15 protein-coding genes and 1 other annotated feature are annotated in these 18,429 nt (G+C 45.0%); of the genes, 8 read left to right on the top strand and 7 right to left on the bottom strand.

Annotated features, from left to right (window positions below; all coding sequences use genetic code 11):
• Positions 1 to 410: 410 nt before the first annotated feature.
• The 3 genes from clpB to rluD all read right to left on the bottom strand — a co-directional run bounded on the left by clpB (position 411) and on the right by rluD (position 4,839).
• Positions 411 to 2,984: an ATP-dependent chaperone ClpB gene (clpB, locus tag ACF8EG_RS24790; protein WP_045544882.1), complete on the bottom strand. Its 2,574-nt coding sequence runs from the start codon at positions 2,982 to 2,984 to the stop codon at positions 411 to 413.
• Positions 2,985 to 3,131: 147 nt separating this feature from the next.
• The gene (pgeF, locus tag ACF8EG_RS24785) at positions 3,132 to 3,860 is read right to left on the bottom strand and encodes a peptidoglycan editing factor PgeF (protein WP_031853823.1); all 729 of its coding nucleotides are present in this window, start codon (positions 3,858 to 3,860) and stop codon (positions 3,132 to 3,134) included.
• Position 3,861: 1 nt separating this feature from the next.
• Positions 3,862 to 4,839 (bottom strand): 23S rRNA pseudouridine(1911/1915/1917) synthase RluD, encoded by a 978-nt coding sequence (gene rluD / locus ACF8EG_RS24780; RefSeq protein ID WP_005460300.1) that lies wholly within the window; start codon positions 4,837 to 4,839, stop codon positions 3,862 to 3,864.
• 136 nt (positions 4,840 to 4,975) lie between these two features.
• Here rluD and ACF8EG_RS24775 point away from each other — a divergent pair, with 136 nt between their 5' ends.
• The 5 genes from ACF8EG_RS24775 (at position 4,976) to yjjX (ending at position 9,956) form a co-directional block, all read left to right on the top strand.
• Positions 4,976 to 5,704: an outer membrane protein assembly factor BamD gene (locus tag ACF8EG_RS24775; protein ID WP_062866189.1), complete on the top strand. Its 729-nt coding sequence runs from the start codon at positions 4,976 to 4,978 to the stop codon at positions 5,702 to 5,704.
• Positions 5,705 to 5,838: 134 nt separating this feature from the next.
• A complete protein-coding gene (locus ACF8EG_RS24770) occupies positions 5,839 to 7,320 on the top strand; it encodes a lytic transglycosylase F (RefSeq protein ID WP_313885322.1) in 1,482 nt (493 codons plus the stop codon).
• 329 nt (positions 7,321 to 7,649) lie between these two features.
• Positions 7,650 to 7,976 carry a ribosome hibernation-promoting factor, HPF/YfiA family gene (gene hpf, locus ACF8EG_RS24765; RefSeq protein WP_005468590.1) on the top strand — a complete coding sequence of 109 codons (327 nt, stop codon included), beginning with the start codon at positions 7,650 to 7,652 and terminating at the stop codon, positions 7,974 to 7,976.
• A 107-nt stretch (positions 7,977 to 8,083) separates the two neighbouring features.
• Positions 8,084 to 8,206, top strand: a sequence feature (Phe leader region).
• 13 nt (positions 8,207 to 8,219) lie between these two features.
• Positions 8,220 to 9,398, top strand: coding sequence for a prephenate dehydratase (pheA, locus tag ACF8EG_RS24760; RefSeq protein WP_005468591.1), 1,179 nt, complete (start codon positions 8,220 to 8,222; stop codon positions 9,396 to 9,398).
• Positions 9,399 to 9,422: 24 nt separating this feature from the next.
• Positions 9,423 to 9,956, top strand: a complete 534-nt coding sequence (gene yjjX, locus ACF8EG_RS24755; RefSeq protein ID WP_021450232.1) for an inosine/xanthosine triphosphatase — start codon at positions 9,423 to 9,425, stop codon at positions 9,954 to 9,956.
• A 48-nt stretch (positions 9,957 to 10,004) separates the two neighbouring features.
• Here yjjX and trpR read toward each other — a convergent pair whose 3' ends face one another.
• Together trpR and sltY are read right to left on the bottom strand one after the other, a co-directional pair.
• Positions 10,005 to 10,316, bottom strand: coding sequence for a trp operon repressor (gene trpR / locus ACF8EG_RS24750; RefSeq protein ID WP_069505166.1), 312 nt, complete (start codon positions 10,314 to 10,316; stop codon positions 10,005 to 10,007).
• 13 nt (positions 10,317 to 10,329) lie between these two features.
• A complete protein-coding gene (gene sltY, locus ACF8EG_RS24745) occupies positions 10,330 to 12,276 on the bottom strand; it encodes a murein transglycosylase (protein WP_069505168.1) in 1,947 nt (648 codons plus the stop codon).
• A gap of 363 nt (positions 12,277 to 12,639) precedes the next feature.
• Here sltY and ettA point away from each other — a divergent pair, with 363 nt between their 5' ends.
• The 3 genes from ettA to ACF8EG_RS24730 all read left to right on the top strand — a co-directional run bounded on the left by ettA (position 12,640) and on the right by ACF8EG_RS24730 (position 16,009).
• The gene (gene ettA / locus ACF8EG_RS24740) at positions 12,640 to 14,307 is read left to right on the top strand and encodes an energy-dependent translational throttle protein EttA (protein WP_005460278.1); all 1,668 of its coding nucleotides are present in this window, start codon (positions 12,640 to 12,642) and stop codon (positions 14,305 to 14,307) included.
• A gap of 303 nt (positions 14,308 to 14,610) precedes the next feature.
• Positions 14,611 to 14,979, top strand: coding sequence for a PilZ domain-containing protein (locus ACF8EG_RS24735; protein ID WP_005497212.1), 369 nt, complete (start codon positions 14,611 to 14,613; stop codon positions 14,977 to 14,979).
• 28 nt (positions 14,980 to 15,007) lie between these two features.
• Complete coding sequence (locus ACF8EG_RS24730) at positions 15,008 to 16,009, top strand: M23 family metallopeptidase (RefSeq protein ID WP_005477915.1); 1,002 nt, start codon at positions 15,008 to 15,010, stop codon at positions 16,007 to 16,009.
• A gap of 61 nt (positions 16,010 to 16,070) precedes the next feature.
• Here the strand turns inward: ACF8EG_RS24730 and tyrA are convergent, their stop codons facing one another.
• Together tyrA and ACF8EG_RS24720 are read right to left on the bottom strand one after the other, a co-directional pair.
• A complete protein-coding gene (tyrA, locus tag ACF8EG_RS24725; RefSeq protein ID WP_025532836.1) occupies positions 16,071 to 17,198 on the bottom strand; it encodes a bifunctional chorismate mutase/prephenate dehydrogenase in 1,128 nt (375 codons plus the stop codon).
• Positions 17,199 to 17,223: 25 nt separating this feature from the next.
• Positions 17,224 to 18,297, bottom strand: coding sequence for a 3-deoxy-7-phosphoheptulonate synthase (locus ACF8EG_RS24720; RefSeq protein ID WP_005488320.1), 1,074 nt, complete (start codon positions 18,295 to 18,297; stop codon positions 17,224 to 17,226).
• Between the last annotated feature and the right edge of the window lie 132 nt (positions 18,298 to 18,429).

The raw sequence follows: 18,429 nt of genomic DNA, 5'->3' as shown, positions 1-18,429 counted from the left end.
TCATTGAAACCTAATTTGATACCGAAGTATCTAATTGGATTATCATCAACGAGTGCCCACACAGATTGATAGGTTCTTATTTTTAAAGAGCACACTTTGAAGTTCTCTTCAAAGTGGACGGCCATTTTAGCTAGATAACTTATCGTGTCAAACACTTTTTTAAGTTATTTATCTGCGAGTTAATTCTTAACTCACTGACCTTGTTGACCAGCTTCGCTTAACTTGCTTTCCCTTGGCAACGGAGGCGCATTATAGGGAGTTCATTGAGGAACACAAGCCTATTTTTCAAAAAAACTCTCCTTTTTAGTTCATTCGTATAGAAAACATTCAAAACGAACTAAAAGCGCATAGAAAAGGGGCCCGAAAGCCCCTTAAATGTGATTTTAGTCTCACTTTTTGTGTCAGTGCAATTACTGATGAGCGAGAATTTGGTCATTAGTAACGATTAGCTGCACTTTCTTGTCTGGAACTATTTCACCAGCAAGAATGGATTTAGCTAATGGGTTCTCGACATTCTGTTGAATTGCACGTTTTAAAGGACGTGCACCGTATACAGGGTCGAAACCGACTTGGGCGATCAAGTCGAGTGCTTTATCAGACACCTCCAATTGATACCCTTTTTCTTCTAGTCGTTTTGCCAAGCGTTCTAATTGAATAGAAGCAATGGACTTAATGTGCTCTTGACCAAGTGGGTGGAATACCACTATTTCGTCAACACGGTTCAAGAACTCTGGGCGGAAGTGTTTGCTAACCACATCCATCACTTCACTCTTGATACCTTGATAGTCCAATGTGGCGAAGTTCTCTTGGATTCGAGAGGAACCCAAGTTTGATGTCATGATCACAACGGTGTTACGAAAATCAACCGTACGACCTTGTCCATCTGTGAGTCGGCCATCATCAAGCACCTGCAGAAGAATATTGAACACATCTGGATGTGCTTTTTCTACTTCATCCAACAAGATCACTGAGTATGGTTTACGACGAACCGCTTCAGTTAGATAACCACCCTCTTCGTAACCAACATAACCTGGAGGCGCACCCACTAATCTTGCCACTGAGTGTTTCTCCATGAACTCCGACATGTCGATACGTACCATTGCATCTTCACTGTCGAACATGAAGCTCGCGAGTGTCTTACATAATTCCGTTTTACCGACACCAGTTGGGCCTAAGAATAAGAAGGAACCAATTGGTCGGTTTGGATCAGAAAGCCCAGCTCGGCTACGACGAATCGCATTCGATACCACTGTAACTGCTTCGCTTTGCCCTACAACACGATTGTGAAGTACATCTTCCATGCGAAGTAGTTTCTCTTTCTCCGCTTCTAACATCTTAGATACTGGAATGCCGGTTTGTTTAGAAAGCACTTCTGCGATTTCGTTATCTGTTACTTTGTTACGAAGCAGCGTCATTTCTTGCATTTCAGCCTGAGTCGCCAAATCTAGTTGCTTCTCTAATTCCGGAATACGACCGTATTGAAGCTCAGACATTCGGTTTAGATCACCAGCACGACGCGCAAACTCCATGTCCATGCGAGCTTGCTCTAGTTCAGATTTAATATGCTGAGTACCAGAAAGTGCGGCTTTTTCTGTATTCCAAACCTCTTCTAACTCTGCGTATTCGCGTTCTTTCTCATTCAACTCATCATTCAATGCTTGCAGACGCTTTTCACTCGCTTCATCGTGCTCGTTACTTAGTGCTTGTTGCTCAATTTTTAGTTGGATGATTTTACGCTCAAGCTTATCCAATGATTCTGGTTTTGAATCGATTTGTAGACGAATGCTTGAAGCCGCTTCATCGATCAAGTCAATGGCTTTATCTGGCAACTGACGGTCCGAAATATAACGGTGCGACAAACTTGCCGCTGCAACAATCGCTGGGTCAGTAATTTCTACATGGTGATGAAGCTCATAACGCTCTTTCAGACCACGAAGAATAGCCACCGTATCTTCTACTGTCGGCTCATCCACCAGCACTTTTTGGAAACGACGTTCTAATGCAGCATCCTTTTCGATGTATTGACGGTACTCATCCAATGTTGTTGCACCAACACAGTGAAGTTCGCCGCGAGCCAATGCTGGTTTGAGCATGTTGCCCGCATCCATTGAGCCTTCACCTTTACCAGCGCCGACCATAGTGTGTAGTTCATCAATGAAGAGGATGACGTTGCCTTCTTCTTTAGCAAGTTCATTCAATACTGATTTTAAACGCTCTTCAAATTCACCACGGTATTTCGCGCCAGCAACAAGTGCACCCATATCCAGTGATAGAACACGGCGACCGCGTAGACCTTCTGGCACTTCGTTATTAACAATTCGCTGCGCCAAGCCTTCCACAATTGCGGTTTTACCCACACCAGGCTCACCGATGATCACTGGGTTGTTTTTGGTGCGACGTTGCAATACTTGAATCGTGCGACGAATTTCATCATCTCGACCAATTACAGGATCCAATTTGCCCTGCTCAGCTCGCTCAGTTAAATCGATGGTGAATTTTTCAAGAGCCTGACGTAGCTCTTCAGCATTTGGATCATTGACCTTTTGACCACCTCTGATCTTTTCAATCGCTTGACTCACTTTTTGCTCGGTCAGCCCAACTTCTTTAAGTAGTTGCCCTAAAGGACCACGATCTTCTAATGCCGCAAGCAAGAAGACTTCGGACGAGATGTAGGAGTCTTGACGCTTTTGAGCCACTTTGTCACACAGATTGAACAAAGTCCCCATCGAGCTAGAAAGCTGCACATCACCACCGATGCCACTCACCTTTGGTAATCGATCAAGCATTTCGCCTAGCTTTGAGCGGAGATGAGTTACATCCACGTCCAGCATTGTCAGCAATGGACGAATTGGACTGCCATTTTGATCAAGCAAAGCCACCATTAAGTGAACTGGCTCGATGTACTGATGATCGCGCCCTAACGCTAGTGATTGAGCATCAGAGATAGCGATTTGAAACTTACTGGTAAATCTATCAAGACGCATATCGACCTTCCTAACCTCGATTAAAGAGAATTCTTTTGACAGTAGAAAGATGGATACTCAGTGGGGGAATTTCAAGGGAGTGAATAAATAAAGATAGCTTTGCAAAAATAGAACTATGCATCTCAGCTCTTTTGAGCTTTATGGGGCTTACTCTTCAATCCAGATAAACGTAGCTTGTCTTCCTGTCACACCATCTCGGCGGTAAGAATAAAAGGACTCTTTATCTTGGTAAGTACACAAACCGGAATCGAAAACTTGCGAGACGCCAGCCCTATTGAGACGCTGCGTCGCTAATTGCGACATATTGGCAAGCCATTTACCTTCTATATTACGAGCGGTAAATGCGCGCTGAGCTTTTGAGTCAAAATCGACAAACGCTTGTAGAACATCTTCGCCCACTTCAAACGCCTGTGGACCAATAGCAGGCCCTAACCATGCCATCACATCACCCGAAAATAATGCGAGAGCATTTTCAACGATACCATTTGCCAAACCACGCCAACCAGCATGAACTGCTGCTACTTGAGTACCTTGAGTATTCGTCAGTAGTACAGGCAAACAATCAGCGGTCATGGCAGAACACACAACATTACTCGCCGATGTGAAGATGCCATCAGCATCAAGCACTATTGACGTAGGAGCATTCGCATGGGCAACGACAGTAGAATGAGTTTGGTTTAACCAAATTGGCGCACTTGGCATATTCGCTTGCTGTGCCAACCAATGACGATTCTCCGCTACGATAGAAGCATCATCCCCAACGTGCGCACCGAGATTTAACCCTTGATAAGAGCCTGTCGAAAAGCCACCAACTCGCGTAGAAGCAAAGGCTTTGACATTTTTAGGTGCAGACCAGTTAGGAATGATTGCCTTCATTTTAAAACTCGTCTGGTAGACCGTATTCTTCAGTGTCTTTACGAAGAGCTTCAGTCATTGCCACCATATCGTCTGGCACTGGAGCATGGAATTCCAGTTCTTCACCAGTGATAGGGTGTTCAAAACGAAGCATTACGGCGTGTAGCGCCTGACGATCGAAACCACGAATCATGTCCGTCAGTTCCTGCGATGCACCAGTAGGAATACGTGCACGACCACCGTAGGCAGTATCACCTAACAGAGGATGCTGTAGGTAAGACATATGAACACGGATTTGGTGAGTACGACCCGTTTCCAAACGCAGACGGATACGCGTGTGCTCACGGAAGTGTTCTGCCACACGGTAGTGCGTTACCGCAGGTTTACCCAAAGGAGCTACAGCCATGAGTGTGCGTTTAGTCGAGTGGCGACCAATTGGTTGATCCACTTTACCACCCGCGGTCATACGACCGATTGCAATCGCTTCGTACTCACGCGTGATGTTGCGTTTTTGCAGAGCACGAACCAAACGCGTTTGCGCAGGAACGGTTTTCGCTACAACCATCAGACCTGTGGTGTCTTTATCAAGACGATGTACGATGCCCGCTCGCGGTACTTCTGCGATGTCTGGGTAATGATGTAGCAATGCATTCAGCACGGTACCATCTGGTGTACCAGCACCTGGGTGAACGACGAAGTCACGAGGCTTATTGATTACGATGATGTCATCATCTTCGTAGACGATATCTAGTGGGATATCTTGCGCTTCCCAGCGTTCTTCATCTTCCAGCTCGGCTTGCAAAGTAATTTCCTCACCACCCATAACTTTGGTGCGAGGTTTAGTGACAACTTCACCATTCACTTGAACTTTCCCGTCCAGCAACCATTCTTTCAGGCGCGAACGAGAGAAGTCAGCGAACAATTCGGCGATAGCTTGGTCTAAACGTTGACCTAACTGGCTATCTTTTACGGTATTTGTTAATACAATCTGCTGAGCCATATCGAACTTTTTTAAAAACTGTGAGACTAATGCTCACGACTGTGGAAAAATAGACTATTACGTCATTGTATCTGTTACTGGAAAGAAAGTAACGGCAGCTTAAGAAATATTTAGATTCAAGGAACAGACTCCTGATATGAAACGTCAGACTTTAACAGGCCTTTTAGCGGTATCTCTTCTGTTTGGATGTGCAAGCAAAGAAGAAATCGTTCCTGATGTGCCACCTTCGGAACTGTATGCAGACGCACAAGTCTCACTTCAAAGTGGCAACTGGCTTTCTGCGATTGAGAAACTGGAAGCGTTAGACTCACGTTACCCATTTGGTGCCTACTCTGAACAGGTGCAACTTGACCTTATTTACGCATACTACAAAAACGACGACCTAGCGTTAGGCTTAGCAACCATCTCTCGCTTTATGCGCCTAAACCCGACCCATGAAAAAATGGACTGGGTACTTTACATGCGTGGCCTGAGCCACATGGCTCAAGATCGTAACTTTATGCACGACCTGTTTAGCATCGATCGTAGCGACCGCGACCCAGAGCCCGTGAAAAAAGCATTTGATGACTTTAAGAAGCTGCTTCAACGTTATCCAAACAGCCCATATGCGGAAGATGCAAAAAAACGCATGGTGGCCTTGAAAAACCGCTTGGCGAATTACGATTTAGCTACCGCTGATTTTTACCTTCGCCGTGAAGCATGGATTGCTGCCATTAACCGTAGCCAAGAGCTTCAAAAATCATTCCCTGATACAGAAGCAGCTCGCAAATCGTTAGAAATTCAGCTGGAAGCCTACAAGCAGCTGCAACTAGAAGATGCCGTTGCAAGAACAGAAGCGCTCATTAAGCTAAATCCTGTAAAATAAACGCCTACCGCCACAGCTCAAACTGTGGCGGTTTTGTTTTCTACCACCAATTCCTTCTCTTTGAACAATCTTGATGATTTTTTGAGCACAACTTATGCTTAGAGTTCTACTCCACCATTAAACTGGACGTGAACGTGACCATATCTAAGTTTTGGGCAATGCTGTTCTTTCTGTTGTCGGCGTCCGTTTACGCTTTGGAAATCTCACCATTAAAACAGCCTCCGTACACGGGTGACTTGGATGTCATTAAAGAGAAAAACGTATTGCGCGTTTTAGTCTCTGCCGATTTAGGCTTCTACTATATCGAAGGAGGAACACCAAAAGGGATTGGCGCAGAGCTGCTGGCTCACTTTGAAAAAGAGTTACGCAAAATCAAACCCAAACTGAACGTACAAATCATCCCTCTAGCGCGAGACCAATTGCTCCCTTATCTCGAAAACGGCTCTGGTGATTTAGTGGTGGCAAACTTGACGATCACTGAGACCCGCAAACAAAAAGTCGACTTCAGTACCCCAATCTTATCCGGCATCGAAGAGTGGGTGATCACCAACAAAAATACTCCAACCATCACTAAACTTGAGCAGTTGAGCGGTAAGGAGATTTGGGTACGTGCCAGTTCCAGCTACTTTGAAAGTATTCAAGCCGTCAACAAAACACTGAACAAGAAAGGCTTACCGCCAATTATCGTGCACTTCATCGAAGAGACTCTGCAAGACTACGAACTCGTCGGCATGCTCAACAATGGCTATATCAAAGCCATCGTTTTAGATAGCCACAAAGCCAAACTTTGGCTCAATGCGATGGATGACATCAAAGCGCATAAGAAAGTCCCTCTTCGCAAAAACGGCAACATCGCTTGGGTCATGCGACAAAACAGTCCTCAACTCAAAGCAGTGGTGAACAAATTCATCCAAAAATCTCGCTCAGGCACACTCCTTGGAAACGTCATATATAGCAAATACATCGACAATACCAATTGGCTCAATAAGGCACTTAACCCTAAGAAAATTGCCCAGCTAGAAAAACTGTCGGCGCTGTTTTCGCGCTACGGGGAGAAATATGACTTGGATTATTTGCTGATTGCGGCGGTTGCGTATAAAGAGTCCGGATTTAATAACAACTTAGTCGGCACAAGAGGCGCAGTGGGCATAATGCAAGTCTTACCGAGCACCGCGCGCGATCCAAACATCAACATCAAAAATGTTCGACAACTCGAAAACAACATCCACGCAGGAGCGAAATACCTAGCGTTTTTACGTCGGCAGTACTTTGGCGATAAGGCCATTACGGCTGAGAACAAAATTTACTTTACCTTGGCGGCTTACAATGCAGGCCCAGGTAATGTCGAGAAAATGCGCAAGCGAGCCGCACAGCAAGGCTACGACCCCAACGTTTGGTTTAATAATGTCGAAGTGGTCATGCGAAAAAGCCTCAGCTCAACGGTCAGTTATGTGACCAGCGTGAACCGTTACTACGTCATCTATAAGCAACTAGAGAGCTTAGACCTCGCCAAAACACTAGAAAATGTGCTGCTGATTCCTGATGACCCGATCTTTATGACACCAATAAGGAAAATCACTCAAACGCCAGATACAAAAATGCCGCTTGTTAATTAAGCGGCATTTTATTATTCAGTGTACTTTGAAATTGCAGAGTGATTAATGTCACATTTTCATTCTAGTTAAAATTTAACCACTCTAAAAAACAGGCTGAACAACGTCCCTAAAAACGAAGGCGTTTTCAGCTGAGTACTCTATCCAATCTAATGATTTGCTAACCGATAACAAGCAATTTTGCGATAAATCTCAACAGATCTTGAGTGAGATCACATTCATTTTTCATCATCAAAAACACAACTTAAAAGGTGATCTAAATCACATTCTTTTATCCTTAAAGCGGTAATCTGAACTCAACCCATGAGGGATGCAACAGAGGAAAAACACTTATGACAATGAATATCACTGGCAAAAACATCGAAATCACCTCTGCAATCCGTGCTCATATTGAGAGCAAGTTTAAAAAACTGGAGAAATGGCAAGTCGACATTATTGGATGCCAAGCAACTTTCAGTGAGGAACCGAATAAACAGAAGAAATTCGAAGCGGTAATTAAAGTTCCTAAAGGCCAACTTGTCGCCTCAGCAACTCACGAAGATCTTTACGCAGCTATCAATGAAGTGGAGCAAAAACTAGAACGACAACTGAATAAGCTGACCCACAAACCTGAAGCTCGTCGTGCCAATAAGCCTGAGCTAGTGGAAGAAGAAGAGTAAACCGACCAGATTGAGGAAGTAGCGCCGAAAGGCGCTATTTTTTTGCTTGACGCTCCCCGCCTGCTTGCTTATTGTGTTTAAACACTCATAAATTAAGCACTATTTATGCACTTAACCTCACTGTTTATTTTTGACTTCTTTTTCCTTCCATAGTTGGAGGGGCTAACTCGTTTGTGAAAGAAAAGTCAAAAACAAACAGAAAGCCTCCCCACTCGGGAGGCTTTTTTTATAAGGAAAGAATTGATGACTGACCAACCTATTTCCCTTGAAGAAATTCGTTTACGCTTGAATGAGCTTGATGACCAGCTCCTTAGCTTGCTGTCTGAACGCCGCAAACTCAGCATTGAAGTAGCCAAAAGCAAAGTACAAACCTCAAAACCGGTTCGTGATGCCGTTCGAGAGCAACAACTGTTGGTTAAGCTGATTTCCAACGGCCGAGACAAATACGAACTCGACGCTCAGTACATCACCAAACTTTTCCACACCATCATTGAAGATTCTGTCTTACTTCAACAAGGTTATCTGCAAAACCTTGTTAACCCGCAACAAAGCCGTAAGCCACTTGCACGCGTCGCTTTCTTGGGAGCCAAAGGTTCTTACTCGCACTTGGCAAGCCGCGAATATTTCAGTCGTAAAAATACTGAGCTTATCGAGCTAAATTGTGAGCATTTCAAAGAAGTGACTCGAACGGTGGAATCTGGCCATGCTGATTACGGTGTGCTGCCCATCGAAAACACCAGCTCGGGCTCGATCAATGAAGTATATGACCTACTGCAACACACCACGCTGTATATTGTTGGTGAGCTGACTCAACCTATCGAGCATTGCTTAGTTGCAACGAAAGACATTCGACTCGAAGACATCAAAACACTGTACTCGCATCCGCAACCGCACCAACAGTGCAGCGAATTCTTAAGCCGTATGAAAGGCGTGAAACTTGAGTCTTGCGCAAGCACAGCAGACGCGATGCAAAAAGTCCAAGAGATGAATCGTGATGATGTGGCCGCAATTGGTAATGCTTCAAGTGGTAAGTTGTACGGCCTGCAAGCGATCCAAGGCAACATCGCAAACCAAACCGAAAACCACACACGCTTTATTGTCGTCGCGCGTAAACCAGTTGAAGTCTCAACACAAATTCCAGCCAAAACGACGTTGATTATGTCGACCTCCCAAGAGGCGGGATCATTAGTTGAAACTCTACTGGTACTGCAACGCTACGGCATCAATATGACCAAGTTAGAATCGCGTCCAATCATGGGTAATCCGTGGGAAGAAATGTTCTACGTTGATCTAGAAGCGCACCTAGGCTCAACCGAAATGCAGCAAGCATTGCAAGAGCTAACAAAAATCACTAAACACTTGAAAGTACTGGGTTGTTATCCAAGCGAAAACATCAAACCAACGCAAGTGAAATTGAGCTAATAGACATCGATGAGTAAAAAGATCATGGCAACCCAAAAAGTCGTTATCGCCTCTCTAAACCCTGCAAAAATCAACGCGGTAAAGAGTGCATTTCAAAGCGCATTCCCTCAACAAGCTTTTGAGTTTGTCGGCATCAGCGTTCCGAGTGAAGTCGCCGATCAGCCGATGACTAACGAAGAGACCCATCGCGGCGCAGTCAATCGAGTTAAAAATGCCAAAGTGGAAATGCCAACTGCAGACTTTTATGTTGGCTTAGAAGCTGGAATTGAAGGCAATGTGACGTTTGCGTGGATGGTGATTGAATCAGATACCCATCGTGGAGAATCTCGCTCAGCCAGTTTGATGCTACCGCCAGAAGTATTAGCTCAACTTGCAGATGCTAATGAACTTGGTGATGTGATGGACAAAGTGTTTGGCACCGAAAACATCAAACAAAAGGGCGGCGCAATCAGCTTGCTGACCCAAAACCAATTAACTCGTAGCTCGGTGTATCATCAAGCATTAATTCTGGCGCTGATTCCATTTACGAATCCAGACCACTTCCCTGCCAATCTTTAATTCGAATTACCAGATACGAAAAAGGGCGGATATTTCCGCCCTTTTCTGTTACTTCGCGACTGGAGCCACTTGCTCTAATAAGAGTTTCAGCTTGTCTTTTTCCACTTCGGATTTCGACTTCAACTCATTTGAGCCACGAGTGATCGTGGCAATGCCAACACCAAGCATCTGACTGATCTGACGTTGAGATAATTCCCCTTTGAGAAGCTCATTAAGAATGTTAACGCGTGCAGTTAATGATTCCCTCTCATCAGGTGTCATCAGCATGGTTAACAACATCTCATGTTGCTGGCTATCCACGCTGGATCGGATTAGCTCGACAATCTGTTGCCAGTCTCTGTACTCGGGTTCGTGTGACATCAAGTTACCTCACTCAATACTTGGTATTGATCTCGTGTTGATTCAAGAACGCGCCGTCGATACCCAAAAGATCACGATAGTAGGTTTCAAACATCAGAATGTTTTGCACATACCCACGAGTTTCGTTAAATGGAATCGCCTCAATAAAGGCGTATGCGTCCACTTTGCCTTGGGTTCGCTCTCGCCACGTTTTTACTCGGTTAGGGCCAGCATTATAAGCGGCGAGCGCAAAAATACGATTATTATCGTAATCCTCTAGCAAACCTTGCAGATAATGACTACCGATCTCGATGTTTTTGCCGACGTTGTATAAATCATCACTACCTTGATAAGTCAGCTTGTATTTACGTGCCGTGTACTTCGCAGTCGCTGGCATGATTTGCATGATACCGCGAGCCCCTACCGGAGAACGCGCCTCTGAATCCAATGCACTTTCTTGTCTGGCTAACGACATCATCGTAATCGGGTCGATGTCATGCTTCTTCGCATAAAAGTTGAACCACCAGCGGTGCGCAATGGGGAATCGCAGTTCAATGTTGTCCCACATTTGCGCTTGGATACTGGCTGTGACGGTTAGGTGATGCCAATTCTTGGATGAGGCATACGCCGCCAACATCGCCTTTTCATCTTTACCTACGCGACTCAGCAAATGCGCCCACTCACTTTTCGCTGCCGCAATTTTATCTGTCGCAATCAACTCTTCAATACGAGTGAGAGAGTTTTGATACGGGTGAATAACCTTAATATCGAGCTTAATACGATGAGATGGATATTTGATTGACTGACCAATCGCATTCGCCGCAGCCACGCTGTAGAAATTGCGCTGACCAACTAAGGTCGCCAATCGCTGTTTGCCAGCAATATCATCACCCAGCGCAATCTCACTTCGACCTAACCAATATTGCCAGCGGAGCGAGGCTTGCTCATCTTTGTTGAGTACGGCAATCCACTGTTGAACACCTTTCCAATCTGCATTTTGAATTGCTAGACGGATACGATTTTCGATCAAAGCGACATTTTTACTGGTTTTCGTCTTATCATCTCGCCATTTGGCTAGTGAATCAGATTCAGTACGAATCAGACGAATCGCAATGTAGTCCGCAAGTGCTTGGGCTTTTTCTGCTGAGAACTTTTGTCCTTTCACGACTTGCGCATACGCTTTTTGAGCTTGATTGACATCCATACGAGCTAGCTTTTCTAACGCATATTCACTCTGAGCACGATAAAAGTCGTTGGCTGGCTTTTTCTTAGCAAACTCAGCCACCGTCGCAGGTTTATCAAACAACGCTTTCATTTCTTGCGCTTGTTGTTTCGCTTTTGCAGAGCTTGGCAGCTTTTGCAAATAAGCCATCAAACTACCGTTACGAGCATCAAACGCCAACAACATGCGTTGCAGAACCAAATCGTCTGTACGTCCACCCGCTTTATCCCAAGCATTAAATAACGGGTCACACTCACTCGCGATGCTAGAACCGCTTAACCACATGTCTTCTGCGCCTTTAAAGGCTGCAACTTGTTTGCCTTGCTTTAACTGAGCAACGTAAAAAATACACTGATAACGCTCACCACTTGGAATGACTTTTTGAAACTCAGTGATGTTTTTCCAATCTTTCTGTTTGTACAAGTTATCGAGATAAGGCGCACGAATGCGACGTGAGAAAGGGAACGCCTCATGCTCATTAATGAAAGCATCCACTTGTTGTGGTGATTTCATGGATAGCTGCCTGATGAACGTTCGGTAATCCACATAAGGAGTCAGTGGATAATCAGCAATTTTTGGACGAATAGATAAGTATCCGTCAATGTCATTCTTATCTAATAAATCTTGAGCTTGTTCATATACTTCGCGCTGCTTTTCTAAGCTGAGCGACGCGTTTGCCGTCATGCTCACTGCACATAACGCAGCGGCATAACATACGTTTTTAGCCAATTCAGATACGTTGAATCTCATTTGTGTCATTTTCCCCAGACATTTACTGCCCCAAAGCCTAGTTTTCTTAGAGTTCAGTGTTTTGAAGGCGCTTTGAATCCATGCATTCATTCGTTTGGAATGCGGCTATCACTGTAAAACAACTTGGTGTATTAAAATTTGTACTCGTGAAACTTTTAAGACAATAGAGGCATGATGTTCCCAATAAGCAATGCAGACGCTCCTAAAATCAAAGCGAATAACAAAAGTGTATACCCTAACCGTGTAAGTTTCCGGTCAGCTGAAAATAAGAAATCTCATCCATAGGGAAATTCTTGCAATCCGGTAACAAAACAGAGGGAGTTGGTATAAAATAGTGGGTTTGAATGACTGTTAATTTAGGAACGATCGGCAATGGCTGAATACGTATATACCATGTCGCGGGTGAGCAAAATTGTGCCACCTAAGCGTCAAATTCTTAAAGACATCTCTCTGAGCTTCTTCCCTGGTGCGAAAATCGGTGTTTTAGGTCTGAACGGTGCAGGTAAATCTACCCTGCTACGTATCATGGCTGGTATCGACACGGATATCGACGGTGAAGCACGTCCACAACCGGGCCTAAATGTTGGCTACCTACCGCAAGAACCAGTACTCGATGAATCGAAAACCGTTCGTGAAGTCGTTGAAGAAGCAGTTGCTGACGTTGCTGACGCACTGAAACGTCTTGATGCTGTGTACGCTGCATACGCAGAACCAGATGCAGACTTTGATGCCCTAGCGAAAGAGCAAGGTGAACTAGAAGCTCTGATCCAAGCAAAAGACGGCCACAACCTAGAAAACACGCTAGAGCGTGCGGCAGATGCACTTCGTCTACCTGAGTGGGACCAAAAAATCGCTCACCTATCTGGTGGTGAACGTCGCCGTGTAGCAATTTGTCGTCTGCTTCTATCGAAACCAGACATGCTACTACTCGACGAACCAACCAACCACTTGGATGCAGAGTCGGTTGCATGGCTAGAACGCTTCCTAGTGGATTACTCTGGCACTGTTGTGGCGATCACCCACGACCGTTACTTCCTAGACAACGCAGCAGGTTGGATTCTTGAACTTGACCGTGGTGAAGGTATTCCATGGGAAGGTAACTACACCTCTTGGCTAGAGCAGAAAGATGCACGTCTACAACAAGAAGCATCACAAGAAAGCGCTCGCCAAAAGACCATCGAGAAAGAACTTGAATGGGTACGTAAAAACCCTAAAGGTCGCCAAGCAAAATCTAAAGCACGTATGGCGCGCTTTGAAGAGCTACAAAACACTGAGCACCAAAAACGTAACGAAACCAACGAGCTGTTCATCCCACCAGGTGAGCGTCTAGGTGACAAAGTGATTGAAGTGAAGAACCTGACTAAGTCGTTTGACGGTCGCGTTCTGATTGATGACCTATCGTTCAACATGCCTAAAGGTGCGATCGTGGGTATCATCGGTGCCAACGGCGCGGGTAAATCAACGCTATTCAAGATGCTAAGCGGCACTGAACAACCTGACTCAGGTACCATTGAGATGGGTGACACAGTGAAACTCGCATCTGTTGAGCAGTTCCGTGATTCAATGAACGATAAGAACACGGTATTCCAAGAGATTTCTGAAGGCGCTGATATCATCAAGATCAACAACTTTGAAATCCCTGCGCGTGCGTACTGTTCACGTTTCAACTTCAAAGGCTCAGACCAACAGAAAGTGATTGGCGAGCTATCTGGTGGTGAGCGTAACCGTGTACACCTAGCAAAACTGCTTAAAGCGGGCGGTAACGTACTACTACTCGACGAACCAACCAACGACCTTGACGTTGAAACGCTACGAGCTTTAGAAGAAGCACTACTAGAGTTCCCGGGCTGTGCAATGGTTATCTCGCACGACCGTTGGTTCCTAGACCGTATTGCAACGCACATCATCGACTACCGTGACGAAGGCCAAGTTAACTTCTACGAAGGTAACTACACTGAGTACATGGATTGGTTGAAGAAAACGTTGGGCCCTGAAGCTGCAGAGCCGCACCGCATCAAATACAAACGTATTGCGAAATAATGATTACGACAGACTGACACCGAAACTTACGCTTTCTGGAAAGTCTGTTGGTAATTTATACAAAGGCCGCTATCATAGCGGCCTTTGTCGTATACCCCAGCCAGTTAAAAGCGCCTTTCTGGGCCATATTGATTGGCGTTATTAAGGTATTTGATGATTTGAGAGTCATTGGGTCAGTGAAAAATATGACCGTGTACTTACGTAACTCTGTAGCGTTCCCGACAGTTTTTAAACAACATTCGAACACTTTTTGTTCTTCTTGATATACTATTCAATCTGTTTAAATGCCTTAGAGAGCGCAATATGACGGAGAAAAGACGCTTTTCACGCATCATCTACCAAGCTCCAGCTCAGTTAGAACAACGTGATTTGAGACTTAACGCTACGATTCAAGATCTTTCCTTGCATGGTTTGCTCTTACAAGCCGAAGGCTTAGATACATTGAATCCTGCACTTTTGGTTGATGTCGGTTTCTCATTCCACCAGTCTGAACAAGAGATTACGTTAACGGCACAGATCGTAGACGTCGCTCAAGACCAAATACGGCTCAAGATCACCAACATCGGCATTGAAAGCATTAGCCAATTAAAACGATTTATCGAATTGAATGTAGGCAATAACGAACTTCTGAATCGAGAGTTAGACCATCTTTCCGATTTAGGGGAAAAATAAATCAACGCCTATTTAAGTAACAATAATTATGTCTAAAAAAATCATCATGCAGATCCCCACTAAAAACGGTGATCAGCAATTTTATTTGGGCCGCGGTTCGGTCCTAACCATATTAACTTCGATCATCGCCTTACCTGCCGTTGTCGGCGGGGCTTGGTATTTGAACCAGCAACAGATTCATAATCAGACAACGTTGGCGCAAACCATTACCAAACTAGAAAGCGAGAAAGCAGAAATCACAGCGCTCTATGAAGAGCAATTGGATACCAACCACTCACTCTCTCAAGCTTTGACGGACAAGAACAACCAGATTCAGCTGCTCGGAAAGCGCGTATTTGATGTGGAATCGGTACTCGGCCTTGCTGATGAAGAGCTGTCTATCGATGAGAACAACCTCGCCTTAGAAGAGCGAATTGATGCAGCAGCTATAGATTCTGCGGTTCGTGCGACCATGTTCCGTTTGATTCCGAATGACAGCCCAGTGACGTATCAACGAATCTCTTCTTCTTACGGCAGTCGGATCAATCCTATCTCAGGCAGAAGACACGTGCATACTGGTATCGATTTGACCTGTAAGCGCGGTGAAGAAATCCTCGCGCCTGCAGACGGTGTGGTTGAAACCGTACGTCCAGGAAACAAAGGTTATGGTAACTACCTCACCCTTCGTCACTCTTTTGGTTTCTCTAGCTCTTTCGCTCACTTGAACAAGTTCAATGTCAAAAGCGGCCAGTTTGTTAGTAAAGGTGATGTCATTGCGCAATGTGGTAACTCAGGAAATTCAACCGGCCCACATTTGCACTATGAAGTGAGATTTCTAGGTCGCACACTTAATCCTCAATCACTAATGGAGTGGACGCCAGAAAACTTCAACTACGTGTTTGAGAAAGAGAAGATGGTGAAATGGGGTCCATTAGTTCAGTTGATTGATAATGTAGTGCGTCTACAAATCAACTTAACTAACTCACCCTACCGCGACACAACGATTAATACTGTTTCCAGTGAAGACAACAACGAAACGATTATTAACTGATGTCATTCCTTGAAATAGAAAGAGCAGCCTAGAGCTGCTCTTTTCTTTTAAGAGGATAACATTATCCACGATGGATATTGTCATTCGCCTGTTTGAGTAAGTTTTGGCTCTCGTTCATAAATTGCTGAGAGTATTGACCAAACCAATCACTCACCTGCTCAAAACTTTCTACAAATTTGGCTTTGTCTTTGCTGTCTAAAATCGCAAGCGCTTCCCCAAAGCGTTGATGGAAACGCTTGATCATATCGATGTTCTCTTGCGATGCGAGAATGATGTCACCGTAGAGATTCGGATCCTGACCAAACAGACGCCCCACCATTGCTAATTCAAGACGATAAATTGGCGAGCTCAGTTTCAACAGTTGCTCAATATTCGGGTTCTCTTTGCTAAGGTGCATTCCGTAAGCAAATGACGTGAAGTGGCGCAGCGCTTGAATTAACGTCATGCCATGATCGTGCTCTTGCGCATCAATCTGACACAAGCTCGCGCCCCAAATACCAAACTGTTGCAACAACCATTGGTATTGCTCGCTGCCACGCCCATCACAGTACACAATCACCTGCTTGGCAAGACTAGGAACATCAGGGCCGAACATCGGGTGTAAACCAACCACAGGTCCAGCGTGCACATTCAACATCGCTTGCAGCGGCTTTGACTTGATAGACGTCAGGTCACACAGAATGCAGTCTTGTGGCAAGTTGCCCAGTTTTTCAATCACCCCTTCCGTCAGGTGAATCGGTACGGTGACAACCACTAAGCCTGCGTCTTTGAGAATCTCATCCGCACGACCCCAATCTTTGCTACCCAAAACTTTCACTTGGTAACCTGATAGCTTGAACATGCGGCCAAACAGACCGCCTAACTGGCCATTACCACCAATAATGACCACTGAACGTAATTCTGGGTTCAAACACTTAAAACCGGAATCTTTCTCGCTGGCATAAGACTCACGCATGGTACGACGAAGAATGTCTTCGATAAGCTGAGGTGGGACACCCATTTTCTCAGCTTCTGCTCGGCGAGACGCCAGCATCGCCGCTTCACGATCAGGGGCATAAATAGGCAAACCGTGTTCGCTTTTTACTTCCCCAACTTTTTCTACCAGCGCTAAACGCTGAGCCAAAAGCTCAAGCATTTGTTTGTCGACTGCATCAATCTGGTCGCGCAATGCGTTAAGTTCAACTGCCATTGATGTTCCTTAAATAAGTTCCGTTTTAGCCTTTAAGGCGGTTTTCTAAGAAAGGCACCAGCTCTTCGTGTGCATGACGTAATAGTGCCTCAGTTGACTCCCAATTAATACAAGCGTCAGTGATAGATACGCCGTATTTCATCTCATCCAAAGCCAGATCAGAAGATTGATTACCTTCATTGATGTGGCTCTCGATCATCAAACCGATGATCGACTTGTTCCCTTCACGGATTTGGTGAATCACATCTTCTGCGACCAATGGCTGACGACGGTAATCTTTGCGTGAGTTTGCATGGCTGCAATCCACCATCAATGACGCTTCAAGACCTGATTTCGCCATTTCTTGTTCGCATTCCGTAACGGAAACTGAATCGTAGTTCGTCTGTTTACCACCACGTAGGATCACGTGGCCATTCGGGTTACCTTGGGTTGTGAGCAACGCCACTTGACCTTCACGGTTGATGCCCATAAAGCGGTGGCTAGAAGAGGCTGCCTGCATCGCATTGATTGCGGTTGCCAAACTGCCATCTGTGCCATTCTTAAAGCCAATCGGCATCGAAAGACCACTAGCCATCTCACGGTGTGTTTGTGATTCTGTTGTGCGTGCGCCGATCGCTGCCCAACTAAAAGTATCGGCTAAGTATTGTGGGCTAATTGGGTCAAGGGCTTCGGTTGCAAGTGGGATTTCCATTTCCGCCAGTTCCACCAGCAGTTCACGTCCTACATGCAGACCGTGTTCAATGTCGAAGCTGCCGTCTAGGTGTGGGTCATTGATCAGGCCTTTCCAGCCGACCGTGGTGCGCGGTTTCTCAAAGTAAACACGCATTACAATATACAGTTGGTCGCTTAGTTGTTCAGAAAGAGCTTTTAGACGCTTCGCGTAATCCTTTGCGGCTTCAATGTCATGGATAGAGCATGGTCCACATACAACAAGTAGGCGATGGTCTTTTTTGTGAATGATGTTGGCGATGGTTTGGCGAGATTCTTGAATAAAACGGCGCGCCTTTTCACTAAGAGGAAGCTTCACTTTTAGCTCATCTGGCGTAATAAGAACCTGTTCATCGCTGATGTTAATATTGCTCAATTCACTTTTTTGCATAATTCAAACCTGTATATTTATTTTTACACCCAACCAAATCCTTGGCGAGACAACTAAGCTTTAACGACAAGATAACAGGCTAAAAAAGAAAAACAAGCGTACACAATAAAAAACATTTACTGTAAAAATAAA

This window comes from Vibrio sp. YQ_11 (assembly GCF_043103065.1).
Classification (GTDB): domain Bacteria; phylum Pseudomonadota; class Gammaproteobacteria; order Enterobacterales; family Vibrionaceae; genus Vibrio; species Vibrio parahaemolyticus.
The sequence above is the reverse complement of the archived record's forward strand: the minus strand, read 5'-3'. Positions and strand labels throughout refer to the sequence as shown.